Raw genomic sequence first — 25,709 nt, 5'->3', positions numbered from 1 at the left:
GAGAAATGGCATTGGTTGTACGGATCTTGGTCGACACTTCGACCAAGGTTCGATGGAGGGGGTGTAATGGCCGTTTGGAGGTGTTCCGTGATGTCTTCACATGCACAGCGGAGCGTGGTGTTGCGCACTCGTTAAGTAGTTCCGCTTGACGCTGAGGGCCGTCGCCGCGTTGTCTTTTCAGACATCTGGGCGCAATGGCGCGTCCATGTCCCGAAGGCACCAGAAGTGAGCTCCGCTATGCGTCCCATGCGCCCCCTGCGCCGTACCGCCACAGCAGTGGCCGCCGCGTCGACGATGACCCTCTCGCTGGCCGCGTGCGGGGCACTGGGCGTCACCGGGGACAGCGGTGCGGCGAGCCCGACCAAGGGCAACGACGTCACCGTGGGGCTGCTGCTGCCGGAGACGGCGAACACGCGCTACGACAAGTTCGACTACCCCATCATCAGGAGCAAGGTCCAGGAGCTCACGGACAAGCAGGGCCAGGTCGTCTACCTGAACGCCGACGCGGACGCGAAGAAGCAGGCGAGCCAGCTGCAGAAGATGATCGACGACCAGGTCGACGTGATCCTGCTGGACGCCGTCGACGCGCACGCCATCGCCGACGGCGTGCAGAAGGCCAAGGACGCCGGCATCCCGGTCATCGCCTACGACCGCCTGGCCGAGGGACCGATCGACGCCTACGTCTCCTTCGACAACGAGCTGGTCGGCGAGGTGCAGGGCCGCACCCTGCTGGGGGCCATGGGCCCGAACGTCGACTCGTCCGACAAGATCGTGATGATGAACGGCTCGCCCACCGACCCGAACGCCAAGCAGTTCAAGGCGGGCGCCCTCTCCGAGCTCAACGGCTCCGTGGACATCGCCAAGTCCTACGACACCAAGGACTGGAAGCCGGAGAACGCCCAGGCCAACATGGCCCAGGCGATCAAGTCCATCGGCGTGAACAACATCAAGGGCGTCTACTCCGCCAACGACGGCATGGCCGCCGGTGTCATCAAGGCCCTTCACGCCGCGGGCGTGACCGAACTGCCGCCGATCACCGGACAGGACGCCGAACTGGACGGCGTCCAGCGGATCGTGAGCGGCGAGCAGTACATGAGCGTGTACAAGTCGTACCCGCAGGAGGCGGAGAGCGCCGCGGAGATGGCCGTGGCCAAGGTCCAGGGCCACGACATCCAGTTCGACTCCCTCACCCAGGACCAGGTCGACAGCCCGACCGACCAGGACATCCGGGCCCTGCTGGTCCCCGTGGTCGCCCTGACCCGGGACAACATCAAGGAGACCGTCGTCGCCGACGGGATCTACCAGCTGTCCGAGATCTGCACCGCCAAGTACAAGGCGGACTGCGCGTCCATCGGACTGAAGTAGAGCCAACGGTCCGAAGCAGGGCCAACGGTCCGAAGCAGAGCCGACAGTCCGAAGTAAAGCCAAGATCAGTAACTGGTCTAGGATCACGCCCGATCATTCTCGAACACGGGGGAAGGTACGGGCAGTTGAGCATCGGGCATATCGCTGACGCCGGAATCGACGGCATACGGCTGCGCAGGCGCGTCGCCGTCACCTCACTCGCACTGTCGCTGGCGCTGCTGACGGGCTGCGGCGGCGGGGACGCGGAGACCACCACGGACAAGGGCGCGGACGGATCCGCGTCCCAGGGCGCCGCTTCCGGGAAGCCGGCGGCGGACGGCCCGGCGTACAAGGGCGTCGCCCTGCCCGGATACGCCGAGCAGCCCGCCTGGAGCCTGCCCACGGACACCGCCTCCCTCGGTGTCCTCGACCTCGGCGGTGTCCTGCTGTTCGCCAAGGACGCCAGTGGCGCGTACCTCACCGACGCCCAGGTCGACGGCGAGCCGACGGACGTCAACCGCGTGCTGTTCTCCTCCGACGAGGCGCAGAAGCTGACGCTGGAGTTCCGTGACGCCAAGACCGGCGCCGTCCGCAGGAGCCTCAAGGTGACGGGCGAGTCGGTCGAGGGCGTCACCTGGAAGGACGGCGCCCCGGCGGTGGCCGTCGGCAGTTCCGAGACCACCGAGTCCGACGGCCTGACCCAGGAGAAGACGACGACGTCGGCGACGCTCTACTCCGTCGACGGCACGAAGCTGGGCGAGACGTCGGCCTACGAGTTCGGCCACGTCATCGACGGCTACGTCGTCGCGAAGGCCGGCAAGACCCTGACGCTCACCCCGATCGGCGGCGGCACCGCCCGCACGATCCCCTGCAACGGCGACGACGACGCCGAGTGCGACTTCGACGCCGAGACGGGTGTCGCCAGCGGCGACAAGACGTACGCCCCTGTCCTCGTGGCCGGCTCCTACCCGGGCTTCGAGGCGGCCGGCAACTACGACTACGACCCCTCGAACGTCACCCTCAACGACCTGGCCACCGGCAAGCAGATCTGGTCCTCCGCCGACGCCGAGATCCCCAAGGGCGTGGCCCTGGACGACAAGGGCGAGCCGAAGGACCGCACCATCCACGTCGTCCGCGCCGCGGACGGCAAGGCCCTGGTCGCCTGGAAGAAGGACGTCGGCCTCAGCCCCACCACCCAGGTCTACGCCTGGTACGACCTGGCGAGCGGCAAGCTGACCGCCTCCTACGAGGCCGCGGAGTACCTGGTCCACTCGCCCGACGGCAAGCTGGCCGCCCTCGACCGGGGCGAGTTCGACTCCGGCTACGACGGTACGACGCTCTGGCAGACCACCGACGGCACCCGCCTGTGGTCCCAGGAGGAGGGCGAGACCCCCTTCGACCCGATCCGCTTCTCCAGCAACGGCAAGGTCCTGTACGGCGACGCCTACGACTCGGCGAGGTTCGACAGCTCCCACTCCACGCTCGCCGTGGACACCCGGACCCGCAAGGTCCTCGCGAAGGACCTGCCGGAGAACAGCATCCCCGCCGTGGACGCGACGACGGGCTACGGCTTCCTGCCCACGGACGACGGCTTCTTCGTCTTCCCGCCGGCGTAGCCCCGGCCCCGGTCAGCCGCGCGGCAGCTCAGCGGAAGGCGGCTGTGTGCTCCTCCGCCCACTGCCGGAACGTCCTGGCCGGGGCACCGACGACCCGGGAGACGGTGTCGCGCACCATGAGCAGTTCGTCGTTGGCGTCGCCGCCCGTCACATCGAGCACCGCGTCCGCGGCCTCGTCGCCCATGAACGCGGCCATGTCGCGGTGGGCCTCCACCCGGCTGATCTCGGCGAGCGGCACTTCCCGGCCCAGTGTTCTTGCGATGGCCGCGACCTGCTGCCGGGCCGTGATCCGCTCCGGGCCGGTCAGCGCGTACGTCTGCCCTCGATGGCCGGGCCCGGTCAGCGCCACCCGGGCCACCGATGCGATGTCCGCGGGGTGGATCGTGGGCAGGCCGATGTCCGCGTAAGGCAGCCGGACCGCTTCGTGGGCGCGGATCGCCTCCGCCCACCACAGGGCGTTCGAGGCGAACTGCGTCGGCCGCAGGATCGTCCAGGCCATGCCGCTGTCCTTGAGCAGGCGCTCGACGGCCAGGTTCTCTTCGGCGGGGCCCAGGTGCGGATGGGTCAGGACGGTGATGGACGACACCAGCACCACATGGTCCACCCCCGCCTGCCGGGCGGCGTCGAGGATCTCGGCGTCCGCGCCCACGCGCGAGACGAGGAACAGCGAACGCACCCCGTCCAGCGCGGGCTTCAGTGAAGCCGCCCGGGCGAGGTCGCCCTCGACGGCTTCGACGCCTTCCGGGAACACGACCCGCATGGCGTCCCGGGTGAGCCCTCTCAACGGGCCGGCGCCGATCGCCCGGAGTTCCTTCACGAGGGCGCTTCCTGTGTTTCCGGTGGCCCCGGTCACGAGAATCATGAGGGTGACGCTAGGACCTCAACCGAGCTTGAGGTCAACAAGGCCCTGGGCCCGCAGGTTCCGGTGAATCCGGTGAACCTGCGGGCCCAGGGCGTGAGTTGACTGGCCGTCAGTCCGAGGACTGCTGCCGCTTCGGTCGCCAGACCACCAGCGCGCTGGTCTGCTGGACCTCCTGATACGGCACCAGGTCCCGGCGGTACGACGCGTGCACCGCCGCCTCGCGTTGCTGCATCGCCGCCGCCGCGCCGTCCAGGGCCGCCTGCATTTCGGCGACCCGGGACTGGAGCGCGGCGACCTGGTTCTCCAGTTCGATGATGCGCTTGATGCCTGCCAGGTTGATGCCCTCGTCCTGCGACAACTGCTGGACCGTACGCAGCAGTTCGATGTCGCGGGCCGAGTAACGGCGGCCCCGGCCGGCCGTGCGGTCCGGAGACACCAGGCCCAGACGGTCGTACTGGCGCAGCGTCTGCGGGTGCAGGCCGGAGAGCTGGGCCGCCACCGAGATGACGTAGACCGGGGTTTCCTCGGTCAGTTCATACGGGTTGCGTCGACGACCGTCCATCTCACTCATGCTCCCTTCGCGGCCTGGAACAGCTCCGCCCGCGGGTCCTCGCCCGCGGTCGCCTCGCGATACGCCTCGAGTGCGTCACGAGCCTTCCCCGTCAGGTCCGTCGGAACACTCACCTCGACGGTGACCAGGAGGTCGCCGCGGGTGCCGTCCTTACGGACCGCGCCCTTGCCCCGCGCCCGCATGGTGCGGCCGTTGGGCGTGCCGGGCGGCAGTTTCAGGGTGACCGGCGGTCCGCCCAGGGTGGGGACCCTGACCTCGCCGCCGAGGGCTGCCTCCGTGAAGGTCACGGGGACGGTCACCGTGAGGTTGTCGTCCTTGCGGCCGAACACCGGGTGCGCCTCGACGTGCACGGTGACGTACAGGTCGCCGGCCGGGCCGCCGCGCTCGCCGGGTGCGCCCTTGCCGCGCAGGCGGATGCGCTGGCCGTCCGACACCCCGGCCGGGATGCGGACCTGCATGGTCCTGGACGACTTCGCGCGGCCGCTGCCCTTGCACTCCAGACACGGGTGCTCGGCCATCAGGCCGCGCCCCTTGCAGTCCGGGCAGGGGTCGGTGAGGGAGAAGCCGCCACCGGAACCCCGCGCCACCTGGCCGGTGCCGACGCAGGTCGGGCACACCCGCGGTGTGCCGTTCTTGTCGCCGGTGCCCGCACACGCCTTGCACGGCGACTGCGAGGACATGCGCAGCGGGACCGTCGCGCCCTCGATCGCCTCGGTGAAGCTGAGACTGACCTCGGTGTCGATGTCCTGGCCGCGCCGGGGCTGGGTCCGGGTCGTGCCCGTACCGCCGCGATTGAACAGGCCCCCGAAGACGTCACCGAGTCCGCCGCCGAAGCCGCCGGCTCCCCCTTGTCCGCCGCCCTGGGCGCCGCCTCCGAAGAGGTCGCCCAGGTCGAAGTTGAAGGAGCCGCCCGCGCCGCCCGGCCCCGGGCGGAAGCCGCCGTTGCCGAAGAGGGCGCGGGCCTCGTCGTACTCCTTGCGCTTCTTGGGGTCACCGAGGATGTCGTTCGCCTCGGAGATCTCCTTGAAGCGCTCCTCCGCCTTGGCATTGCCCTTGTTGGCGTCCGGGTGGTACTCACGGGCGAGCTTGCGGTAGGCCTTCTTGATCTCGGCCTCGGTGGCGTCCTTGGGGACGCCGAGGACCTTGTAGAAGTCCTTCTCGATGAAGTCCTTGGTGCTCATCCTCGACGCCCCTCCTCTCTCCTCGGTTCAACGTCAGCCCTCGTCCGGGCCACCGCTCTCCTTGTCGTCGGCCGCCTCGGTCGCCTCGTCGGCCTTGACCGTCTGCGCGCCCGGCTGGGGCTCGGCGACGGCCACCCGCGCGGGGCGGATGGTGCGCTCGCCGATGCGGTACCCGGGCTGCAGGATCGCCACGCAGGTCGTCTCGGTGACGTCCGGCGCGTAACTGTGCATCAGGGCCTCGTGGATCGTCGGGTCGAAGGGCTCGCCCTCCTTGCCGAACTGCTGCAGGCCCATCTTCGCCGCGACGGTCTCCAGCGACTCCCCGACGGACTTGAATCCGCCGACGAGTTCGCCGTGTTCCCGCGCGCGGCCGATGTCGTCGAGCACGGGCAGGAGCTCGGTCAGGAGGTTCGCGATGGCGATCTCCTTGACCGTGATCCGGTCGCGCTCGACGCGGCGGCGGTAGTTCTGGAACTCGGCCTGAAGCCGCTGGAGGTCCGCGGTGCGCTCTTCGAGCGCCTTGCGCACCTGGTCCAGCTGGGCCGTCAGACCGGCGATCTGCGCTGATGCGTCCCCGGCCGGAGCCGCCCCCTCCTGGGGAGCGGCCGCCGGCTCGGCGTCTTCAGGGGTGGCGCCGGAGGGGACGTCAGGCTTCTCGTCGAAGCCCGGGGTCTCCTCCGTCACGCGGCACCGTCCTTGCGCTCGTCGTCCACGATCTCGGCGTCCACGACGTCGTCGTCAGCGGCCTTGGCACCGGCACCACCCTGCGTGGCGCCCTCCGGACCGCCGGCGGCCTGCGCGCCCTGGGCGTCGGCGTACATGGCCTGGCCGACCTTCTGCGAGACCGCGGCGACCTTCTCGGTGGCCGTGCGGATCTCGGCGGTGTCCTCGCCCTTGAGCGCGGTCTTCAGCTCCTCGACGGCGGCCTCGACCTCGGTCTTGACCTCGCCGGGGACCTTGTCCTCGTTGTCCTTGAGGAACTTCTCCGTCTGGTAGACGAGCTGCTCGCCCTGGTTGCGGGTCTCGGCGGCCTCGCGGCGGCGGTGGTCCTCGTCCGCGTACTGCTCGGCCTCCTGGCGCATGCGGTCGACCTCGTCCTTCGGCAGCGAGGAGCCGCCGGTGACGGTCATCTTCTGCTCCTTGCCCGTGCCAAGGTCCTTGGCCGTGACGTGCATGATGCCGTTGGCGTCGATGTCGAAGGACACCTCGATCTGCGGGACGCCACGCGGGGCCGGCGGCAGACCGGTCAGCTCGAACATCCCGAGCTTCTTGTTGTACGCCGCGATCTCGCGCTCGCCCTGGTAGACCTGGATCTGCACGGACGGCTGGTTGTCCTCGGCCGTGGTGAAGATCTCGGACCGCTTGGTCGGGATCGTGGTGTTGCGCTCGATGAGCTTGGTCATGATGCCGCCCTTGGTCTCGATACCGAGGGACAGCGGGGTCACGTCGAGGAGCAGGACGTCCTTGACCTCACCCTTGAGGACACCGGCCTGGAGCGAGGCGCCGATGGCGACGACCTCGTCCGGGTTCACACCCTTGTTGGCGTCCTTGCCGCCGGTCAGCTCGCGCACGAGCTCGGCGACGGCGGGCATACGGGTGGAGCCACCGACGAGGACGACGTGGTCGATCTCGTTGATGGAGACGCCGGCGTCCTTCATGACGTTGAAGAACGGGGTCTTGCAGCGCTCCAGCAGGTCGGCCGTCAGCTGCTGGAACTGAGCCCGGGTGAGCTTCTCGTCCAGGTGCAGCGGGCCCTCGGCGGAGGCGGTGATGTAGGGCAGGTTGATCGAGGTCTCGGTGGAGGAGGACAGCTCGATCTTGGCCTTCTCGGCGGCCTCGCGCAGGCGCTGGAGGGCCATCTTGTCCTTGGCGAGGTCCACGCCGTGACCGGACTTGAACTGCTGCACCAGGTAGTCGACGACGCGCTGGTCCCAGTCGTCACCACCGAGGTGGTTGTCACCGTTGGTGGCCTTCACCTCGACGACGCCGTCGCCGATCTCCAGCAGGGACACGTCGAAGGTGCCGCCACCGAGGTCGAAGACGAGGATCGTCTGGTCGTCCTTGTCGAGGCCGTACGCGAGCGCGGCCGCGGTGGGCTCGTTGACGATACGCAGGACGTTCAGGCCCGCGATCTCGCCGGCCTCCTTCGTCGCCTGGCGCTCGGAGTCGTTGAAGTACGCCGGGACGGTGATGACCGCGTCGGTCACCTTCTCGCCCAGGTAGGACTCGGCGTCCCGCTTCAGCTTCTGCAGGATGAAGGCGGACATCTGCTGCGGGTTGAAGGGCTTCCCGTCCAGCTCCGTCTTCCAGTCCGTGCCCATGTGGCGCTTCACGGACCGGATGGTCCGGTCCACGTTGGTGACCGCCTGCCGCTTGGCCACCTCGCCGACGAGCACCTCGCCGTTCTTGGCGAAGGCGACGACGGACGGCGTGGTCCTGGCGCCCTCGGCGTTGGTGATGACGGTGGGCTCGCCGCCCTCCAGAACGCTGACGACGGAGTTAGTCGTGCCCAGGTCGATGCCGACCGCACGTGCCATGGTTGATTCCTCCAGCTGACTTGAGTGGAACGGACTCAAGTGTGCATGACGGCCCCCGCCCGGTCAACAGAGCTGAGTCGACCCCACTCAACTCTTATCCGTTCCTTACACGCAACTGGGCTCTGACCTGCGTAGATGTAGCCTGCGCCGGCGGCCGAACGGAACCCCCTACGGGAAAAGAGGGTTGACGGCGAGGCGCGTAGGGCTTGATGAGCAGGAGTCCGAACACGGCGACGAGGGCGCCCGCCCCCACCCAGAACACCCCCGACTCGGCAATCCATCCCATGTGCACGAGAACGCCGACGAAGACCCCGGAGAAGGCCGCGAGACCCAGGACGACGGTCGCGGCCGGCGGGGTCAGGCCGACCCGGCGCAGCCGATGGGCGAGATGGTCGGGGCCACCCCGCAGCAGCGGCCGCCCGGCCAGCCGACGGGACAGCGCCACCAGGAGGACGTCGGCGGTGGCCAGCGCGGTGAGCGCGTAGAGCACCCCCACGCTCGACACCGGGTCGTGTCCGGTACGGGTCATCACGGCCGTCGACGCCAGCACGAACCCGACGAACAGGGACCCGCACGCCCCGAGCCCGATCCGCGCGGGATGCCAGTTGTGCATGAGGAAACCGGTCAGGGCGGCGGCCAGCACACTCAGCAGCACGGCCAGTTCGTCCATCACCTCGGCCGCCGCCAGCAGCCCGACACCGAAGGCGGTGACGACCCCGACGGTGCCGGCCAGCCCGTCCGCATGGTCGAGCGCCTTGAACCCGACGGCGACAAGGACGATCCAGCCGACGGCGGGCAGACCGAACAGGAAGCCCGTCTCGCTGTACGGCACCACACAGGCCGCCGCCACGGCGGTACCGCCGACCAGGAACCGCGCCTTCACCCGCCGCACGTCGGCGACCAGCCCGAGCACGGCGACGGCGCCGGCGGCCATCAGCAGCCGCTCGACCTGGGGACCCAGCGGGGCGAAGCCCGTCCACTCCCCCGCGGCGACGACCAGGCAGGTGACGAGCACGACGCCGGCACCGCCGAGCAACGGCAGCGGCCGCTGGCGCCGACGGTCGACGATGCCGAGACGCAGGGCGGGCAGCCGGAGCAGCGCCGCGAGGAAGGCGGCGAGGAGGAGAGAGGTGGTGGCGGCTGCGATCCCGTAAAGCACCAGGCTAGGTTAGTGCCGTATATACCATTTCGGGATGAATAACACGATCGGTTCTTAAGGCAACCCTCAGCGACTCACATCACTCCGCACCTGGCTACAGTGCGGCAGAGGATGCGGGTAGTCTCAGACGGACTGATTAAGTTACCGCTTAGTAATGTCGCCTCCGTAATGTCGAGGACCCCCTCGAACCACCCCTCGCAGGCCCGAGGAGCCCCGAAATGCAACTCGCCGCGATCATCGTGTCGCTGGTGCTGACCGTGGTCGGCGTTGCGCTGCTCGCACGCGCCATCGGCCAGTTCGTCCGGTACTTCAAGCTCGGCCAGCCCGTGCCCGCCGGCACCCGGACCGACAACCCCTACCAGCGCAGTGTGACCCTGGTGCGGGAGTTCCTCGGCCACACCCGGATGAACAGGTGGGGCATCGTCGGCTTCGCCCACTGGTTCGTGGCCGTCGGCTTCCTGACGCTGCCGCCGACCCTGGCCCAGGCGTTCGGCCAGCTCTTCCAGGCCGACTGGGTGCTGCCGGTCATCGGCGACTTCCTGCCGTTCGAGATGTACACCGAGTTCATCGGCGTGATGACCATCCTGGGCATCGCCGTACTCATCGTGATCCGCCTGCTGAGCCTGCCGTCGCGGGCAGGCCGCAAGTCCCGCTTCGCGGGCTCCAAGGCCGGCCAGGCCTACTTCGTCGAGTACGTCATCCTCACCATCGGCCTCGCGATCTACGTGCTGCGCGGCCTCGAGGGTGCGATCCACCACGTCGAGGGCTACGAGGCCGGGTACTTCGCCTCGTACCCGCTGGTCCTGGCCTTCAAGGGCCTGTCGGTCGGCACGCTGCAGAACCTCGTCTACTTCACGGCGATGGTCAAGATCAGCGTCTCGTTCATCTGGATGATCACGGTCTCGCTCAACACCAACATGGGTGTGGCCTGGCACCGCTTCCTGGGCTTCCCGAACATCTGGTTCAAGCGCAACGCGACGGGTGAGACGGCACTCGGCGCCCTCCAGCCCATGACCTCCGGCGGCAAGCCGATCGACTTCACCGACCCCGGCGAGGACGACGTCTTCGGTGTCTCCCAGGTCGAGCAGTTCTCCTGGAAGGGCCTGCTGGACTTCTCCACCTGCACCGAGTGCGGTCGCTGCCAGTCGCAGTGCCCCGCCTGGAACACGGGCAAGCCCCTCTCCCCCAAGCTCCTGATCATGTCGCTGCGCGACCACGCGCACGCCAAGGCGCCGTACCTGCTGGCCGGTGGCGGCAAGACGATGGAGGGCGAGGAGAAGGCGTCCGAGGAGCAGCTGGCGGACGTCCCCGCGGCCGCCCTCGCGGAGGCCGAGCGCCCGCTGATCGGCACCGTGGAAGAGAACGGCGTCATCGACCCTGACGTCCTGTGGTCCTGCACCACCTGCGGCGCCTGCGTCGAGCAGTGCCCGGTGGACATCGAGCACATCGACCACATCGTCGACATGCGCCGCTACCAGGTGATGATCGAGAGCGCGTTCCCGTCCGAGGCGGGCACGATGCTCAAGAACCTGGAGAAGAAGGGCAACCCCTGGGGTCTGGCCAAGAAGCAGCGCCTGGAGTGGCTGAAGGAAGTCGACTTCGAGATCCCGGTCGTCGGCAAGGACATCGAGGACCTCACCGAGGTCGAGTACCTCTACTGGGTCGGCTGCGCGGGTGCCCTCGAGGACCGCGCCAAGAAGACGACGAAGGCCTTCGCCGAACTCCTCCACATCGCGGGCGTGAAGTTCGCGATCATGGGCGGCGACGAGAAGTGCACCGGTGACTCCGCCCGCCGCCTCGGCAACGAGCCCCTCTTCCAGGAGCTCGGCATGGAGAACGTCATGGCGCTGAACATGGCGTTCGGCGAGGAGACGGACGACGAGGGCAATGTCACGCCCGAGTCGAAGAAGCCGAAGTCGGCGAAGAAGATCGTCGCCACCTGCCCGCACTGCCTCAACACGATCGGCAACGAGTACCCGCAGATCGGCGGCGACTACGAGGTCATCCACCACACCCAGCTGCTCCAGCACCTGGTGGACGAGGGCAAGCTGGTCCCGGTGACCCCGGTCGAGGGCATCATCACCTACCACGACCCCTGCTACCTGGGCCGCCACAACAAGATCTACTCGCCCCCGCGCGAGATCATCGCCAGCGTCCCGGGCATCCGCAACGAGGAGATGCACCGTCACAAGGAGCGCGGCTTCTGCTGTGGTGCCGGTGGTGCGCGGATGTGGATGGAGGAGCGGATCGGCAAGCGCATCAACAACGAGCGTGTCGATGAAGCTCTCTCGGTCAACCCGGACATCGTCTCGACGGCCTGCCCGTTCTGCCTCGTCATGCTGACCGACTCGGTCAACGGCAAGAAGAACGACGGCAAGGCCAAGGAGTCCATCCAGGTCGTCGACGTCGCCCAGCTGCTGCTGGACTCGGTCAAGACGCCGGTGGACCCGGAAGACGCGGCGAAGACGGAGAGCGAGCCGGAGCCCGAGCCGGTGAAGTAGCCGCTACGGCCGTCCCGGCGCCCCCTGTCCATCTCGGGCAGGGGGCGCCGTCGTATGTCAGCCGACGCTGCGGACCGAGGTGAAGACGTGGCCGAGCAGGACGAGGACGAACGCGCCGATGACGCAGAGCATCTGGGGGATGCTCGGGGTCTGTCCCAGCAGCAGGGGAAGCCAGCCCCAGAACAGCGCCCCGGCCAGCACGGCGCGCACGGTCTGGAGCGGGGCCGACCAGGCCAGTTCCTGAAGGTCGTAGGCGTCGGGCACGAGGGTGAACACAAGGCCCAGGACGGCGCCGATGAGCCCGATGACGACGAAGGCGATCACCGACCCGGTGCCCAACTCGTCGTCCTGGAAGGCACTCCAGCGATTCCCGGCGAGCGCGTGCAGGTCCTTGCTCTCGTTGGCGTACCCGCCGAGCTCCAGCGCGGACCGGGCCCACAGGACGTCGAGCTCGGTTCCCCGGCGCGGCTTCTCGTACGTGTACGCGCCGCGCACGGTGAGCCGCTCGGCACCGCCGGGCACGGAGACCACCAGCCGTGACGCGTACCCCTTCACGCCGCCTTCGCCGTCGGACTCCTCGCGGGTCGACTGCCGCTCCACGACCCTTGCGCTGCTGACCTCGGCTCCGGCGTCGCGCAGGGCGTCGAGCTTCTCCCCCGCATTGGCGGACGTGAGCAGGGCGACGAAGAACACGGCGGAGGAGAATGTCACGAGCAGCCAGACCGCCCCCGTGCGGAGCTTGACCCAGAGGTCGCCCTTGAACGCGTCGTCGTCGGGCTCGTCGCGCAGCCCCCACAGCGCGATCGCACGCACCACCGCACATCCCGCGGCGACCGCGCCCCAGACGAGGGGCTCGTGCCAGGGCCGCGACATGGCGCTCGCCCCCAGCAGCCACGTACACGCGACGGCCGTCGCGATCCACCCCGCCGACGCGCACAGCCGTACGATCCACACCAGTGCAGTACTCATGTGCCCTCCCCCGAGGGGTGTCCCCATCGCCCGCCGCGGGCACTGTACGGCAGGAACTGATCAGAAAGGACCCAAGCGTGATCATTTTCGGTACCAAGGGCTACCTCTACCAGCTGGCGATACTCACGCTGGTGTGCGGCCACTGCGGGAACCCCTCCGCGCACACGCTCAGGAAGCGCGTCACGAAGTTCACGCTGTTCTTCGTGCCGCTGTTCCCGATCTCGACGAAGTACGCGACGCAGTGCACCTTCTGCGGCGCCGAGCAGAAGGTGACCAAGGAGCAGGCGGAGCAGCTCCAGACGCAGGCCGTCGCCGGTGGCGGTTACGGCGGTCAGCAGCAGCACGGGCAGCCGCAGCAGCCGTACCAGTCCTGACCCTGCGCGGCTACGACCTCGGCTGCTTGGGCCCGTTCACCGTGTCAGCGGCATGCCGGGGGCCGGGCCGCGACGAGAACTGTCCGACGAGCTCGCGAAAGCAGACCAGGGCGGTGATCGGCGGAATTCCGACGACCACCATCGCGAGCAGGGAATGCGGCGACTGGCCGATGCACAGAGCCACCGCCGTGCCCGAGGAAACGAGCATGACAGCCCAGGAACGGCGAGCGGTTCGGCGCTGGACGGATGCCCGCAGAATGGAAAGCCCTGCCAGCAGCCACGGCCCGTACACCGTCAACGGCCACCAATGGGCCAGATTCGGCGAGACCACGAGCAGCGCGATGGAGCGCAGCTGATCGTACGAATACGAGATTGACCAAGTGAGCATCGTGCCCGCACACAGGGTGATGAGTGTGACCAGGACCCCGACGGTGATGATCTTCGGGTTTCTGGGGAGGACGTGAGCGCTGGGCTGAGGCCGCCGGCGATGGACCGGGCGGGGCAGGGGCCGGTCACTGTCCGGCGAGGGCGGGGCGGGAGCCGGAGCGGGAGCGGGATCCATGCCCTGCGCCGACAGCCCCGGAATCGTCAGGCCCTGCGTCGTGTTCAGCATCTGGGCCAGCTCTTCGTCCAGATCCCAGCCGCCCGACGACGAGATCGTCGAATCAGGGACGTGCCAGAGATTCTGCATGTCGAGCTGGTGCGTGTAATGAGGCTGTTCGTCGACCGCCTCGTAGTCGGTGCGCATTCCTAGAACCTCTCCCCCTCCATCGCCGCACGGAAATATTCACTCTCCATGCGGCTGATGGTTCTGAGAAAGTCATCGAGCAGGTCAGAGCAGTGCGTGATGCCTTCCGCAGCGGTCTGATCAACTGCCTGCCGCAAGCGGAACGGATGATCCTCATCTACATGTGTTTCCCGCCAAGTCACGCCACATCAACGAGCGCCACGCCGTGCAGGACATCTGGCATTCGGGGGAATATCCGTCAACGGTGATTATCTGGAATATCCAACGACCGGGCCCGGGCGATGAAATTCGGAATATGTGTGATGCGTTGTTATTGATATCCGGAAGTTCGGCTCCGGCGGACCACCGCGAGGGCCGGGCCGGTGGCGAGGAGGAGGGCGAGGGCGGCGTAGCCGCAGGTGAGGGTGGCCAGTGAGGCGACGGCGGCGACCAGCAGCGGGCCGCCCGCGTCGCCGAGTTCGCGGCCCAGCTCGGCGGAGCCCATGGTCTGGCCGAGCCGTTCGGCGGGGGTGGAGGCGGCCAGGGCGGCGAAGCCGAGCGGGGTGATCAGGCCGGTGCCGATGCCGATCAGGGTGGCGGCGAGGAGGACACCGGTCAGGCCGGGCAGCATGGCGCAGGCCAGTCCCGCCGCCGTGATCAGCAGCCCGGCGGTCAGGCCGGAACGGACGGTGAGGCGGCCGTCGTCCAGGGCTCGCCCGGCCTTCGGCTGCACGACGGCCGCGCAGGCCGCCAGCACCGACACCGCGGCGCCGGTCGCGACCGTGCCGAGCCCGGCGGCGGCGCCGGAGACCGGCAGGAAGCCGACGCCGACGGAGAGCGCGGCGGTCGCGCCGGCCAGGGCGGCCGTGGGCCGCAGGAACGCCGGGTCGGCCAGGCGCCGGGCCAGGTCCAGGACCGTCTGCCGCTGCTTGGGCAGCGGGGGTACGTGCGGGACGGCGAGCGCGGCCCAGAGCGCGACGGCCGCGCCGAGTACCGCCAGCACCGTGAACAGCAGCCGCAGGCCGTCGGCCCAGACCAGGACGCCGCCGAGCAGCGGGCCCAGGGTGTAGCCGATGGACTTGTAGAAGCCGTAACTGCCGAACGCCCGCCCGTGCTTGGCCGCCGGGTTCAGCCGGGCGACCAGCGCGGACGCGGACGGCGAGAACGCGGAGGCCGCGGCACCCTGACCGAGCCGGGCGGCCCAGAGCCAGCCGGGGCTGTCGGCGACGACGTACGCGGCGGAAGCCACGGCGAACGCGACGAGGCCGCCGAGCAGCACCGGCCGCGCCCCGATCCGGTCGGCGAGCGTGCCGAAGAGCGGCTTGAGCAACACCTCGGCCCCGTCGTACAGGGCGAGCAGGCCGCCGAGGACGAGGAGGGACGTCACGGCGTCGTCGGAGTAGCCACCGAGATTGGCGGCGATGCCGTGCGCACCGAAGGCGGTGGTGAAACCGGCGGCGTACAGGGGCCACATCTGGGGCGCGGGGGCCGGGGCTGTGGCGGGGGCGGCTTGTCGGTCCGGCGTTGCGGTCATGGGTCCTCGCCGTCCGGGGGGGGGCTGAGGCCGCGGGGCTGGGGCTGGGGCCTGCGGGGGGCTGGTCGAGAAGCGTCCGGTCCTGCGACTGCCGGTCCTGCGACTTCTCGGCGAAGACGCGCTCGGTGTAACCCTCGCACGCGGCCGCGCATCCCTTGAGCCGCTCACCGGCCGCCACGGCCTCGGGCGCACCGAACACATCCCTCGCCGTCAGGTCCCGGTACCGGCGCCGCAGCCGTTCCAACGACTGCTCCTCTTCCTCCAGTTCGGCCGGCACCCTGACGACGAGGACGATCCAACGCGCTCCGTCCCGCACGTCGCTGCCCTCGGAGCCGGAGCCGGAGCCGGAGGCGAGGAGCCGACGTTCTCAGTCACACCTCGGAACGTAGCAACCGTCGCATCCGTGAGGGTAGGGGGCGGCCGGGCAGGCGTCCTCGCGTGCGAGCCAGCGTGCTGATCGTGGCGGACTGGAGCAGCACTTCTATCTGGCCCCGCACCTTCAGGGCGGCGGCATCGGCTCGGGCGTGCTGCGCGAGCTGCTGGAGCGGTGCGACCGCCGCGGTGTCCTCGTCCGGTTGAACGTGCTGCGGGGCAGTGCGGCCCGACGGCTGTACGAGCGGCACGGGTTCACCGTCGAGACCGAGGATCCGGTGGACGTGTTCATGGTGCACGAGCTGGACCCCGGGTCGGCGTGACGTCGATGATCCAGCCGCCGTCGAACGCGCTGTCAGGATCCGGAGCAGTCATCCACGAGCACTCTCAGGAGAGCCAGTCGGCGTAGCGCGTGGGGGCGAGTCGGGCGTCCTTGTCGGTGAGGACGTCGCCCTTGACGACGGCGAACATGCCGGCACTGGGATCGGTGACGACCGTACGGCTGTCGCCCTTGTGGGACAGGGTGATCCGGCCCAGCTCGTCCAGGGCGAAGATCTCGGGGCCGCCGATGTCGCGGATGCCGTTCAGCGGGGCGCCCGCGGCGACCTCCGTCACCGCCAGGGCCACGTCCGCGGCGGCGATGGGCTGGATCGGTGTGGCGGGCAACCGGACGGTGTCGCCGTCGGCGGTCCAGGACAGGACGGCGTCCATGAACTCCATGAACTGCGTCGCCCGGACGATCGAGTACGGGATCGGGCCGGCCTCGAGGACGGTCTCCTGGAGCCTCTTGGCCCGGTAGTAGTCCAGCTCCGGCACCTGGTCCACGCCGACGATCGAGAGGATGACGAAGTGGCCGACGCCGCCCTTGTGGGCCGCGGCCAGCAGGTTCTCCATCGAGGTCTGGAAGAACGCCAGAGAGGCGCCGTCGAAGGTCGGGGAGTTCGTCAGGTTGACGACGACGTCCGCTCCCGCCACCGCCTCGTCCAGTCCCTGGCCGGTGATGACGTCGACTCCGGTGGACTGCGAGTGCGGTACCGCCTCGTGCCCGGCGGCGTTCAGATTCCTGACGACCTGCGACCCGATGAGTCCGGTTCCGCCGATGACCGCGAACTTCATGACATGCCTTTCGCCGGTGAGTTATCCGCAATGTGGCATATGGACCACCGCGTGGGCGCTGCATCTACCAAACTCGGACATCTTCTGTCCGGGACTATACTCGGACACCTCCTATCCGAGTCAAGCGCCCGTGAGGAGACGGCCTGGATGGCCTGGATGGAGAGCCTGGGCGGACAGCCTGGCCGGAGAGCCTGATTAGAGTGGTCGAGTGAAGATGTCCGGCGGAGTCGAGTGGGCCCTGCACTGCTGCGTCGTGCTCACGTCGGTCGACGAGCCCGTCCCGGCGACCAAGCTGGCGGAGCTGCACGACGTGTCGCCGAGCTACCTGGCCAAACAGCTGCAAGCCCTCTCCCGGGCCGGGCTCGTGCGCTCGGTCCAGGGCAAGGCGGGCGGCTACGTACTCACCCGGGAGGCCGCCTCGATCACCGTGCTCGACGTGGTCGAAGCGGTCGACGGCCCCGGCCCCGCGTTCACCTGCACGGAGATCCGCCAGCGCGGCCCGCTGGCCACCCCGGCCGAGGCGTGCACCACACCTTGCCCCATCGCCCGCGCGATGGCCGGGGCGGACGCGGCCTGGCGAGAAGCGCTGCGCGCCGTCTCGATCGCCGACCTGGTCCAGGACGTCGACGCCACGTCCGGCCCCACCGCACTGCCCCGCGTCGGCGCGTGGCTGACCGCGGCGTCGCAGGGCTGAGAGCGCGGGCGGAGACCGAGGAAGTAGCTGGTACCTGGTACCCGCTACCAAGTACCTGCCAGCTAGTGGGTACGGCCCGTACCGGACGCGAAGCCCAGCCACGTGTGGCGGTTGCCCCACCAGCACCAGCCGACCTTCGGGGCGTCGCGCCGCTCGCGGCCATCGCGGCCCGTGCCGTTGCTGATCCAGATCGCCGGGGTACGGGCGTCCAGGGCGCCGTTCGCCTTGCGCAGCCGGGAGCCGATGGTCATGAAGCAGCGGTTGCGCTCAAGGATGGGCGGCTGCTGGAGCACCCAGTGGATGCCTTCGGTGAGCAGCAGCGGGGTGCGGTCCTCCTGGGTGAGGGCGGGCAGCGCCTCTTCCGGACTCCAGTTGGCCATGCGGTCGCCGCGGTCGAGCCCTGTGACGACGTAGAGGGGAGCGTCGGGCAGTTCGACGGTGTCCGGGGCGAAACCGTCGACGTCGGGCATGTCGACGACCACGAAGCCGGGCTTGCCGTCGTGGCGGAGCAGCGGGGCGAGGGCGGACGCGGGGGCGCGGTCAGGATGGACGGCGAGCAGCGAGTCGCCGCCTGCGCTGCCGGCGTCCTCCGCGTCTGCGCTGCCGGCGTCCTGCGCGAAGGTGCGCAGCTCGTCGGCGGGTATCCCCGCGAGCTCGTGCACTCCGAGCTCGATCAGGCGCTCCGCCTGGGTGGTGAGCGGCGGGAGCGAGGTCACGGTGGCGTGGGACGAACTGTCGGTCACAGGACTCCTCGGTCGGCGGTTCGCGGCAGCGGCAGCGGCAGCGGCAGCGGCAGCGGCAGCGGCAGCGGCAGCGGGCGGACCTGAGGTCAACGGGGCGTTCTGCCGGAATGTTCCCGGTAATCACACCCGCACATCGCTCATCCCGGCACAGGGACTGTCGCCCCCTCTCGAACGCGTGCATGATTACCCAGTTGTTGACCCTGGTGCTGACGAGGTGAGCGGTGCGCACGCGGAGAAGCGGGAAGTGTACGGCGGCCAGGACCGGCACCCTCGGCGCTCTCGGCATCCTCGCTCTGGCCGCCTGCGGTCCCACCCAGCACAGCGACAACGCCGAGCCGACCCCGCACACCTCCGTCCGGATAGCCGACGCCCCCGCCCGACTCCCCATCCCGCACGGCAAGGGCAGCAAGACCGCCGACGACTTCAACGGCGACGGCCACCGCGACCTCGTCCTCAACGACCTGGTCAAGTCCCAGGCCCACGCCGACGACCCGGGCATCGGCATCGTCTACGGCAGCACCCGCGGGCTCACTCCGGGCGCGCGGCAGTTGCTCAGCCCTCAGCGGCAGGCGGCCCCGACGAAGGGCCAACTCCCCGCCGTCTTCGACGCGGAAGCGACCTGCGACCTGAACGGCGACGGCTTCACGGACCTGGTCGTCTCCACCGACCCGCCCTACGACGGCCAAGGCCGGCCCCCGGTCCCCCTCCAACTCCTCTTCGGCTCCCCGAACGGGCTCACCGGCAAGGCGGTCAAGCTCACCATCCCCGCCGCCGCCCGCGCCGGCAACGACTGGCCCGACCAGCCGGTGTGCGGCGACTTCGACGGCGACGGCGCGCAGGACCTGGTCGTCCACGCCTCGGACGTCCAACTGTCCTTCCTCCAGGGCCCGTTCACCCGCAAGGGCAAGCCCAGGGCGGCAGCCGCCCCCATCCCGGCACCCGGCAACGCCCCCAAGGGCCCGGCGGCCGACGTCGACCACGACGGATACGACGACCTGGTGGTCCGTACGGCACAGGGCACAGGCACATCAGCCGTGGTCCTCGGCGGCCCGGCCGGACCCACCCGCACCGGAGTCGTCCTCCCCGCCGGCATCGACGTAGCCCTCGGCGCCTTCGGCAAGGGCAAGGCCGCCCTCGACGCGGCGATCGGCACGATGGACGGAACGTCCCTGCGCTACGACCTCCCGGCCACGGCCGCACGTGGCACCCTCGCAGTCCCCGGCTCCGTGCTCGACGCCGCCGACTTCGACGGCGACGGGCTCAGCGAACTCGTCTCCAGCGGCTCGCGGTTGCGTGTCTTCCGAGGCCGTACGACAGGAGTCGCGGCGGCGGGCAGGGTGACCGTGGAGCCGCCCGCGCAGGGCACCACGCGCGTCGTGACGGTCGGCGACTACGACGGGGACGGGCGGGCGGACCTGGTGGTGCGGACGTTCACCGGCGAGACGAAGGACACGGTGGCGGTGTACCCGGGGACGAAGAAGGGGCTGGTGGCGGCGGAGCCGTCGGTCAGGTTCTCCAGCTCGGAGTTCCTGGCGCGGTAGGGATCACCTGTACAACCACGCCGCGCGCGCACCGGTCTCCGGGTGACGTTTCGCACCGGCCGTGGCGCGGAGCGCGGACATCGACACCGTGTCCGGCGCCACGTACACGAGCGCGGGCTACCAGCAGTCCCTGCAGAGCGCCCTGGACCGGGCTGGTGTCTGAACACGTCGTCGACCGGACGTGGTGAGGCAAGCCCGCCGTCCCCGGGGACCGGCCGAGCGGCCGAGCGGCCGACCGTCCGTTCGCCACACGCCGGAGCGCCCCCGCGACTGAGCCGCAAGGGCGCTCCTGAAGATCCCGCCGGTTACTTACTGCCTCCAGGCCCAGTGCAGGCGGTCCAGCCCGCTCTGGTTGTTCAGCTGCAGGCTGAGGTTGGTGCCCGTGCCCTGGAGGGTGGTCAGGGAGTAGGTGTCTCCGCTGCGCAGGCCGGGCCAGTAGACCGAGCCGAGGCCCAGTTCACGGATGGTGTCGGTCGCCGCCTGGATGTAGGCGATCTCGCTGGAGCCGTTGATCGGCCCGGTGTAGTTCAGGCCGGAGGTCATCGTGGCGCCGAACTCATCCAGGATGGTGCGCGAGGCGCAGTCGCCGATGCGCGCCTTGAAGTCCTGCTTCCACTGGTCGGAGTCGGTCCAGTCGGTGTGCCAGAAGCCGTAGTTGTGCAGGGCCAGCCGGGTGCCGTTCAGCCGGCTGTCGGCGCACACGGGCTTGACGTCCTCGCTGTACTTGACCCCTCCGATGAGGACCCGGTCGCGCGGCACGGCGCGGTGGGTCGTCACCCAGCGGGCGGCGATGTCGCGCCACTCCTGGGAGGTGTAACCGAACGGCTCGTTCATCGGCTCGAAGTACACCCGGGAGTTGCCCACGTAGGCGGAGGTGATCCGCGCCCACATCTGGTCGTAGGCGGCCTGGTTGTCGATCTTGCCGTCCTTGGCGTTGTCGGCCTCCCAGTAGCCCAGGATGACCTTGAACCCCTGGTCGGTGGCGGCGTCGATCGCTCCCTTGTACGACTTCCAGAAGGGGCCGTTGACGGAGGTGGGGTTGACCGGCAGCCGGACGGTGTTGGCCCCCAGCTTGGCGAACCCGCCGATGATCGCCTTGGACTTGGCGTAGGTGGTGGCGTAACTGTCGGAGGTCGACAGCCCCGACGGCACGACCGCGTCATCGGCGTAGTTGTCGCGCGGGTCGGCCCAGTTGACCCCGTGGAAGTCACTGACGGGGACCACGGCCGCCGCGCCGGAAGTGCCGGAGGCGGATGCGGGGGAGGCGGATGCGGGGGAGGCGGATGCGGGGGAGGCGACTGCTCCCCCGAACGCCGTGGCGCAGGCCAGCAATGCACCGAGGCAAGCTGTCCGGCGGTGGGTCTTTCGTGGCACGGCGTCCCCTTCTGATCAGTTGCGTTCGCGAAAAACTCGCAGACACGGTCGACGGCTCGATAGCTCCCGCAAACTAGAAGATGATCCGAACAGAGGTCAACACATCTACACACAAAGTTTCAATATGAATCTCGACCGGTCAGGGCGTCCACGCCGAGCCGAGAGCGCCGCCGGCCCGACCGCGGGCTGAATGACCGCGCCATGACGGAGCTGCATCGATCTCCCTCAGCCTCCCCGGCCTCCCTCAGCGCAGAGCTGGTACGCATGGTCGCCGCTTACTGCACCGCCGAGCCGATGGTGACGGTTCTGGCGTGGGTAGGGAGCCCTCAGATGTCTCAGGGCTGGGGGGCGCATGGGCGGGATCCTTGATCAACTACCGACGCTGTTGGGCGTAGTAGTGGGCGGCTTGATGTCCTATGCGGTTGGGGCACTTACCGAACGCAGCCGCTGGCGAAGGCAGCAGGAGATCCGCTGGGACAGCCAGCTCCTCCAGGCTTACGGCGAATACGGGCACGCGGTGAAGGAGTGCGCTACGCGCTACCAGCGACTCGCCGCCCACCGTGGACTCACCAACCATCCGGCACCTCTTGAACCGACCGAGGCGGAGTTGGAGCAGGCTGCGAACGCTGAAGGCCGTCGGGCGGCCATGGTCGAGGCACTCACTCTCCTGACCAACGCCGAGACCGCTGAGGCGGTGCAACATCTCAACAGGTGCGTTTGGCACCTCGAGTGGCTCGCTCGTGGTCAGTTGGCCGGCACCCCCTCATCGTGGGCTCTGGCTTTCAACGACTACCGAGCCGCACGGGCCGAGTTCTACCAGCATGCTCGGCGGAGCCTGCGGATAGCCGAGATGGGCCCCGTGCGCGAGGCGCCTTGGCCTCCACCCTGGCGGCCTGTGCAGGAGCCTTCTGATCCGTAGCTCTGCAGGAGCCCCTGGACAAAACACCCACGGATCAGCTTCGAGCCGGTACGGCGGAGCCCGCTTCGGGACCTCAGAGCACCGCTTCACAGTCGTGACCAACTACCCGCCGAAGCCACAACTCCGCACTACTCCGATAGCATGTTCGAACTCGCGATGGTTGCCTCTATCGCATTCCATCCACCCAGTCATTCGAATAAAGCGGCCAAAGATTGATATCTAGAGCATCACAGGTGTTTTCGCGGATAAGCGGCATAACTGCGCTGCTCACGCGGCGACATTGGCGCGCCGTGCTGTGGGTCGCGGCGGGCGTGGTGGCTCTTGGATTCCTCATCACGCTGGAGATCGCCGCACGCCGCTACGGTCAACCGGGGCCGATTTCCAACCAGGTGAAAGCCCTGGTCTTTGCCCCGAAACCGGGACCGCTGTACGGCGGTTTGGCGTTGATGCTGATGGTGCTCCCTTGGCGACAACGGTTCATCGCGGCTGGTGCCGCGATCGGTATCGACCTCGTCTTCCTGCTGGCGCGGTGGGCAGGCGACGCCACGATGGCCGACGGCCATTGGTTCGGCACCGGTGCGTTGTGGGTGATGTTGGGCTTTGGGGGCATCGCTGTCACGCGCCGCACCGGCCGGGAACGCGTCCTGCTGCTGAAGGGCGTCGGGCTGGGCCTGTTGCTCGTGGCCGGCCGCAAGACGGGCGACACCTGGCTGCTCATCACGTCGAAGACTCGGCCGACAGTGCTCGACCCGTATGTGGCAACCGCCGATCATGCGCTGGGCAACCCGTCGTGGCTGGTCGGCCGGATCGTCGAGGCCACCAGCCCGTTCAGTACCCACCTTCTCCACCTGGTCTACGGTCAGCTTGCGGTGGCTGCGGTTGTCGTCGCGCTCTACCAGCTGCGTAACGTGGCGGTCGAGGGCCGCTTCCCGAGCCATCATCTGGTGCGCACCTTCCTGGTGATCGGCCTGCTCGGGCCGGGCATCTACATGCTCTTCCCGGTGGTCGGACCCGTCTTCGCCTACGGCCCGGGCGCCTCCGGCACCGGCGGAATCCACTGGGCGATGGCCAACCTGTGGCCGGACGTGCCGCCACCGATCAACACCCCGCACCCGATGCCGTACGACGGGATCACCCCTCGCAACTGCATGCCCAGCCTGCACACGGCGTGGGCTGTCGCGATCTTCATTCATACCCGCAGGGCCCCCCGGGTTCTGCGGTTCGCGGGCACGTTCTGGCTCATTGCCACGCTCGCTGCGACGCTGGGATTCGGCTACCACTACGGCGTGGATCTCGTCGCCGGCGTGGTGTTCGCGCTCACCATCGAGGCAGCGCTGCGCTCGCTCGACCGTGGCTGGGACCGGCCAGGAATCCAGCTGGTCATCTACGGCGCCACGGTCTTCGCCGCGCTCTTCGTGTCGTACCGCTATCTGCCGATGGAGATGGCAAGACATCCGGTGATATCCGGGCCACTTCTCATTCTGGCAATGACCTCAGTGATCTATGGATACGCACGGACCGCCAAACTACGGGAGCCGGCGGTCACACCAACGCGGCAACCGGAACTGCAACCTGAGCCACTTTGAGCCACGGTGCATTACCGAGGTTGAAAGCGTGATGTCGTCGAACTCCGAGAGGGGCTCGCCCTCTACGCCGGGAGGAAAGCCAACTGCAGCTGCGCGCGCACCCGGCGTAGGTCCGTTGGCCTACGCTTCGGTTCATGGGGGCGATCGGCCGGAGCGGTGTCCGGGAGCGGGTGCAGGCCCTGGCCCGTGCTGACGAGGCGCGGGAGGTCTTTGGGGCGTGGGACCGGTACGGGGGCGTGGGGCATCACTTCTGGCTTGCTGATCCGCTGTCGGAGGCCGAGGTCGCCGAGGCGGAGGCCCAGTGGGGTATCTCGCTGCCCGTGGAGTACCGCGCCTTCCTCCTCGAAGTCGGTGCCGGCGGTGCCGGGCCCGGCTATGGACTCACCACCCTGGGCCGTACTGATGCCGGCTGGCTGTGGAGCGACCCGGGCCGTGGCACGGTCCACGAGCGCTTGAGCTCCCCTTTTCCAGGTGGTGAGGAGAGCGTGCGTGCTCAGGCAGAGCATGAGCGCAAGGAGCCGGTCGAGTCCGGCTTCGCAGACGAAGCAGCGTTCCATGAGGCGTATCGCACCTGGCTGGAGGCGGACGAGAGGCTGTACGACTGGTTCTCGTCCGGCGCAGTGTGCCTCAGCCACGAGGGGTGCGGTTACCTTCCACTGGCTGGTCGTGTCCGGTCCGCAGCGGGGGCAAGTGTGGATTGACGAGCGGGCGGGGGACGGAAGGCTCAGTCCCCTCGGAGACGTCGGATTCGCTGACTGGTACCTCGACTGGGTCGACAAGTCCTGGGCTGTCGTGCGGGGTTCCAGCCAGGAGGGGCACACAGTGCGTCAGGATTGAATGATCGACACCGTTCAGCGCTCAGATCCGTAGAAGAACTCACCGCGTTTCGGATCAAGGCCCACCGATCCCCTGGAGTCCGACGTGGCATGGTCCGAACACCTCGTGGTGCGAGACGGTGTCCGACTCGTCTGCCGGGACTGGGGCGGGCCTGGTCAGCCCGTCGTGCTGCTGCACGGCCTGGCCGGTCACGCGGGTGAATGGGACGGGTCGGCACGGCGTTTGAGCTCCCGGTATCGGGTCGTCGCGGTCGACCAGCGCGGGCACGGCGCCAGCGAGCGGCACCCGCGGGACGTCTCCCGTGCCGCCTACGTCGCCGACGTCATCGCGGTGGTCGAGCAGTTGGCGCTGCGGCGGCCCGTCCTCGTCGGCCAGTCGCTGGGCGGGCATACGGCCATGCTCACCGCCGCCGCACATCCCCAACTGGTCCGCGCGCTCGTGCTCATCGAGGCCGGCCCCGGCGGACCGAACCCCGACGCGCCCGTGGACATCGGCGGATGGCTCGACTCGTGGCCGACGCCCTTCCCCTCGCGCGAAGCGGCAGCCGCGTTCCTCGGTGGCGGGCGGGTCGGCGCGGGCTGGGCGGCCGGGCTGGAGGAGCGTGACGGCGGTTGGTGGCCCCGCTTCGACCGGGACGTGATGGCCGGCTCGCTGGCGGAGAACGCCCGGCGGTCCTTCTGGCGTGAGTGGGGGCAGGTCGCGTGCCCCACCCTTGCCGTCCTCGCCCAGTCCAGTTTCATTCCGGCACGAGAAGTCGACGAGATGCTCCGGCAGCGGCCCGACACCGTGTCCCTGAGCATCCCCGGCACCGGCCATGACCTGCACCTGGAACAGCCCGACGCGCTGCACACCGCGCTCTCGGTGTTCCTGGAGGAGATGAGGGGCGAGGCCCCGACGGTCACGTAGTGCGCAGGTGGCCTATGAGCGCGGCGGGTTGAGGAGGGGAGGTTTCGAGTACGGCCCCGGCCCGGGGTCGTCGCTTTGGGAATACACACACCACCGTGTGCGAACCGGACGCCAAGGTCGCCAAGGTCGCCAAGGTCGCCAAGCCGCACTGAGTCCCATCGAACCCAAAGATTTACCGAACTCACGTACAACCCTTGCGCCCCATCACCGGTCTCCTGATCGCCGACCGCCGTGTGAACCCGAGGA

Annotated in this window: 21 protein-coding genes and 3 pseudogenes; 11 read left to right on the top strand and 13 right to left on the bottom strand. The window is 69.0% G+C overall.

Annotation, left to right across the window (positions count from 1 at the left end):
* Window positions 1-237: 237 nt before the first annotated feature.
* Window positions 238-1,365, top strand: coding sequence for a sugar ABC transporter substrate-binding protein (locus AB5J49_RS25805; protein WP_369171057.1), 1,128 nt, complete (start codon window positions 238-240; stop codon window positions 1,363-1,365).
* A 125-nt stretch (window positions 1,366-1,490) separates the two neighbouring features.
* Entirely contained in the window at window positions 1,491-2,960 is a 1,470-nt protein-coding gene (locus tag AB5J49_RS25800) for a hypothetical protein (RefSeq protein ID WP_369171055.1), read from the top strand.
* Between the two features lie 28 nt (window positions 2,961-2,988).
* Here the strand turns inward: AB5J49_RS25800 and AB5J49_RS25795 are convergent, their stop codons facing one another.
* From AB5J49_RS25795 to AB5J49_RS25770, 6 genes are all read right to left on the bottom strand, one after another.
* Window positions 2,989-3,822, bottom strand: coding sequence for an NAD(P)H-binding protein (locus tag AB5J49_RS25795; RefSeq protein ID WP_369171053.1), 834 nt, complete (start codon window positions 3,820-3,822; stop codon window positions 2,989-2,991).
* A 109-nt stretch (window positions 3,823-3,931) separates the two neighbouring features.
* Window positions 3,932-4,384, bottom strand: a complete 453-nt coding sequence (locus tag AB5J49_RS25790; protein WP_369171051.1) for a helix-turn-helix domain-containing protein — start codon at window positions 4,382-4,384, stop codon at window positions 3,932-3,934.
* A 5-nt stretch (window positions 4,385-4,389) separates the two neighbouring features.
* A complete protein-coding gene (gene dnaJ, locus AB5J49_RS25785; RefSeq protein ID WP_369171050.1) occupies window positions 4,390-5,574 on the bottom strand; it encodes a molecular chaperone DnaJ in 1,185 nt (394 codons plus the stop codon).
* A 33-nt stretch (window positions 5,575-5,607) separates the two neighbouring features.
* Complete coding sequence (gene grpE / locus AB5J49_RS25780; RefSeq protein ID WP_369171048.1) at window positions 5,608-6,258, bottom strand: nucleotide exchange factor GrpE; 651 nt, start codon at window positions 6,256-6,258, stop codon at window positions 5,608-5,610.
* Window positions 6,255-8,111, bottom strand: a complete 1,857-nt coding sequence (gene dnaK, locus AB5J49_RS25775; RefSeq protein WP_369171047.1) for a molecular chaperone DnaK — start codon at window positions 8,109-8,111, stop codon at window positions 6,255-6,257. The genes grpE and dnaK overlap by 4 nt, the downstream gene beginning before the upstream one ends.
* Before the next feature lie 94 nt (window positions 8,112-8,205).
* On the bottom strand, window positions 8,206-9,270 hold the full coding sequence (locus AB5J49_RS25770) for an MraY family glycosyltransferase (protein WP_369171046.1): 1,065 nt from the start codon (window positions 9,268-9,270) through the stop codon (window positions 8,206-8,208).
* 218 nt (window positions 9,271-9,488) lie between these two features.
* On the opposite strand from AB5J49_RS25770, the gene AB5J49_RS25765 reads away from it, so the two are divergent.
* Window positions 9,489-11,771 (top strand): (Fe-S)-binding protein, encoded by a 2,283-nt coding sequence (locus tag AB5J49_RS25765; RefSeq protein WP_369171044.1) that lies wholly within the window; start codon window positions 9,489-9,491, stop codon window positions 11,769-11,771.
* Between the two features lie 57 nt (window positions 11,772-11,828).
* Here AB5J49_RS25765 and AB5J49_RS25760 read toward each other — a convergent pair whose 3' ends face one another.
* Entirely contained in the window at window positions 11,829-12,740 is a 912-nt protein-coding gene (locus AB5J49_RS25760; protein WP_369171043.1) for a hypothetical protein, read from the bottom strand.
* Window positions 12,741-12,817: 77 nt separating this feature from the next.
* On the opposite strand from AB5J49_RS25760, the gene AB5J49_RS25755 reads away from it, so the two are divergent.
* A complete protein-coding gene (locus AB5J49_RS25755; protein WP_369171041.1) occupies window positions 12,818-13,114 on the top strand; it encodes a zinc-ribbon domain-containing protein in 297 nt (98 codons plus the stop codon).
* Window positions 13,115-13,124: 10 nt separating this feature from the next.
* On the opposite strand, the gene AB5J49_RS25750 is transcribed toward AB5J49_RS25755, so the two are convergent.
* The 3 genes and pseudogenes from AB5J49_RS25750 to AB5J49_RS25740 all read right to left on the bottom strand — a co-directional run.
* Window positions 13,125-13,862, bottom strand: coding sequence for a DUF2637 domain-containing protein (locus AB5J49_RS25750; protein WP_369171040.1), 738 nt, complete (start codon window positions 13,860-13,862; stop codon window positions 13,125-13,127).
* A 310-nt stretch (window positions 13,863-14,172) separates the two neighbouring features.
* On the bottom strand, window positions 14,173-15,315 hold the full coding sequence (locus AB5J49_RS25745; RefSeq protein WP_369175260.1) for an MFS transporter: 1,143 nt from the start codon (window positions 15,313-15,315) through the stop codon (window positions 14,173-14,175).
* 172 nt (window positions 15,316-15,487) lie between these two features.
* Window positions 15,488-15,652, bottom strand: a pseudogene (locus tag AB5J49_RS25740) (Chromate resistance protein ChrB); the annotation flags it as partial.
* Window positions 15,653-15,842: 190 nt separating this feature from the next.
* Between AB5J49_RS25740 and AB5J49_RS25735 the strand changes: the two are divergent.
* Window positions 15,843-16,070: pseudogene (locus AB5J49_RS25735) on the top strand (GNAT family N-acetyltransferase); the annotation flags it as partial.
* Between the two features lie 64 nt (window positions 16,071-16,134).
* On the opposite strand, the gene AB5J49_RS25730 reads toward AB5J49_RS25735, so the two are convergent.
* Window positions 16,135-16,863, bottom strand: coding sequence for an SDR family oxidoreductase (locus AB5J49_RS25730; protein ID WP_369171039.1), 729 nt, complete (start codon window positions 16,861-16,863; stop codon window positions 16,135-16,137).
* Window positions 16,864-17,077: 214 nt separating this feature from the next.
* On the opposite strand from AB5J49_RS25730, the gene AB5J49_RS25725 reads away from it, so the two are divergent.
* Window positions 17,078-17,557 (top strand): Rrf2 family transcriptional regulator, encoded by a 480-nt coding sequence (locus AB5J49_RS25725; protein WP_369175259.1) that lies wholly within the window; start codon window positions 17,078-17,080, stop codon window positions 17,555-17,557.
* 62 nt (window positions 17,558-17,619) lie between these two features.
* On the opposite strand, the gene AB5J49_RS25720 is transcribed toward AB5J49_RS25725, so the two are convergent.
* Window positions 17,620-18,300, bottom strand: a complete 681-nt coding sequence (locus tag AB5J49_RS25720; RefSeq protein WP_369171037.1) for a DUF5701 family protein — start codon at window positions 18,298-18,300, stop codon at window positions 17,620-17,622.
* 284 nt (window positions 18,301-18,584) lie between these two features.
* Between AB5J49_RS25720 and AB5J49_RS25715 the strand changes: the two genes are divergently transcribed.
* Both AB5J49_RS25715 and AB5J49_RS25710 read left to right on the top strand, forming a co-directional pair.
* A complete protein-coding gene (locus AB5J49_RS25715; RefSeq protein WP_369175257.1) occupies window positions 18,585-19,841 on the top strand; it encodes an FG-GAP repeat domain-containing protein in 1,257 nt (418 codons plus the stop codon).
* A 64-nt stretch (window positions 19,842-19,905) separates the two neighbouring features.
* A pseudogene (locus AB5J49_RS25710) lies at window positions 19,906-20,004 on the top strand (FMN-binding protein); the annotation flags it as partial.
* A gap of 146 nt (window positions 20,005-20,150) precedes the next feature.
* Here the strand turns inward: AB5J49_RS25710 and AB5J49_RS25705 are convergent.
* Entirely contained in the window at window positions 20,151-21,215 is a 1,065-nt protein-coding gene (locus tag AB5J49_RS25705; RefSeq protein ID WP_369171035.1) for a glycoside hydrolase family 5 protein, read from the bottom strand.
* Between the two features lie 1,209 nt (window positions 21,216-22,424).
* Between AB5J49_RS25705 and AB5J49_RS25700 the strand changes: the two genes are divergently transcribed.
* The 3 genes from AB5J49_RS25700 to AB5J49_RS25690 all read left to right on the top strand — a co-directional run bounded on the left by AB5J49_RS25700 (window position 22,425) and on the right by AB5J49_RS25690 (window position 25,463).
* Window positions 22,425-23,720, top strand: a complete 1,296-nt coding sequence (locus AB5J49_RS25700; protein WP_369171034.1) for a phosphatase PAP2 family protein — start codon at window positions 22,425-22,427, stop codon at window positions 23,718-23,720.
* A gap of 134 nt (window positions 23,721-23,854) precedes the next feature.
* Window positions 23,855-24,421 (top strand): SMI1/KNR4 family protein, encoded by a 567-nt coding sequence (locus AB5J49_RS25695; protein ID WP_369171032.1) that lies wholly within the window; start codon window positions 23,855-23,857, stop codon window positions 24,419-24,421.
* Window positions 24,422-24,641: 220 nt separating this feature from the next.
* Window positions 24,642-25,463 carry an alpha/beta fold hydrolase gene (locus tag AB5J49_RS25690; protein WP_369171031.1) on the top strand — a complete coding sequence of 274 codons (822 nt, stop codon included), beginning with the start codon at window positions 24,642-24,644 and terminating at the stop codon, window positions 25,461-25,463.
* Window positions 25,464-25,709 lie beyond the last annotated feature (246 nt).

Origin of the sequence: Streptomyces sp. R28 (assembly GCF_041052385.1) — a bacterium.
Lineage (GTDB): Bacteria > Actinomycetota > Actinomycetes > Streptomycetales > Streptomycetaceae > Streptomyces.
The sequence above is the reverse complement of the archived record's forward strand: the minus strand, read 5'-3'. Positions and strand labels throughout refer to the sequence as shown.

What these genes read in the sequence shown, in the direction of transcription:
- AB5J49_RS25745 (WP_369175260.1), bottom strand. Translation starts at nt 15,315, where the DNA reads ATGTGGCCCCTGTACGCCGCCGGTTTCACCACCGCCTTCGGTGCGCAC.
- AB5J49_RS25725 (WP_369175259.1), top strand. Translation starts at nt 17,078, where the DNA reads ATGTCCGGCGGAGTCGAGTGGGCCCTGCACTGCTGCGTCGTGCTCACG.
- AB5J49_RS25750 (WP_369171040.1), bottom strand. Translation starts at nt 13,862, where the DNA reads ATGCGCACCGACTACGAGGCGGTCGACGAACAGCCTCATTACACGCAC.
- AB5J49_RS25795 (WP_369171053.1), bottom strand. Translation starts at nt 3,822, where the DNA reads ATGATTCTCGTGACCGGGGCCACCGGAAACACAGGAAGCGCCCTCGTG.
- dnaJ (WP_369171050.1), bottom strand. Translation starts at nt 5,574, where the DNA reads ATGAGCACCAAGGACTTCATCGAGAAGGACTTCTACAAGGTCCTCGGC.
- AB5J49_RS25805 (WP_369171057.1), top strand. Translation starts at nt 238, where the DNA reads ATGCGTCCCATGCGCCCCCTGCGCCGTACCGCCACAGCAGTGGCCGCC.
- AB5J49_RS25730 (WP_369171039.1), bottom strand. Translation starts at nt 16,863, where the DNA reads ATGAAGTTCGCGGTCATCGGCGGAACCGGACTCATCGGGTCGCAGGTC.
- AB5J49_RS25760 (WP_369171043.1), bottom strand. Translation starts at nt 12,740, where the DNA reads ATGAGTACTGCACTGGTGTGGATCGTACGGCTGTGCGCGTCGGCGGGG.
- AB5J49_RS25790 (WP_369171051.1), bottom strand. Translation starts at nt 4,384, where the DNA reads ATGGACGGTCGTCGACGCAACCCGTATGAACTGACCGAGGAAACCCCG.
- AB5J49_RS25695 (WP_369171032.1), top strand. Translation starts at nt 23,855, where the DNA reads ATGGGGGCGATCGGCCGGAGCGGTGTCCGGGAGCGGGTGCAGGCCCTG.
- AB5J49_RS25765 (WP_369171044.1), top strand. Translation starts at nt 9,489, where the DNA reads ATGCAACTCGCCGCGATCATCGTGTCGCTGGTGCTGACCGTGGTCGGC.
- dnaK (WP_369171047.1), bottom strand. Translation starts at nt 8,111, where the DNA reads ATGGCACGTGCGGTCGGCATCGACCTGGGCACGACTAACTCCGTCGTC.